The sequence below is a fragment of the Ochrobactrum sp. SFR4 genome (genome assembly GCF_019730395.1).
Classification (GTDB): Bacteria; Pseudomonadota; Alphaproteobacteria; order Rhizobiales; family Rhizobiaceae; genus Pseudochrobactrum.
Genome location: NZ_JAAPBB010001034.1, coordinates 1 through 254, shown reverse-complemented (window position 1 = coordinate 254; position 254 = coordinate 1). Strand labels below are relative to the sequence as shown.

General features: G+C 50.8%; 1 protein-coding gene. It reads left to right on the top strand.

The genetic code is table 11. The annotated features are described in order from the left end of the window. Positions 1–254 (top strand): PEP/pyruvate-binding domain-containing protein (locus HBA93_RS22195; RefSeq protein ID WP_221724682.1); only part of this gene is annotated, 254 nt, incomplete at both ends.

Here is a 254-nt window from a genome sequence, read left to right as displayed (position 1 = left end):
AATTCTTGATGATACCAAAGCCAGCCTTGATCTGGATGTTGATACCGATCTGAGCGCCGATGACTGGCGCGGTGTGATCGATCAGTATAAAGCCAAAGTTGAAGAAGAATTGGGCGAGCCTTTCCCTCAGGATCCTGAAGCGCAGCTTTGGGGCGCGATTTCTGCTGTATTCTCTTCATGGATGAATGCCCGCGCGATCACCTATCGCCGCCTGCATAATATTCCGGAAAATTGGGGTACTGCGGTCAATGTGC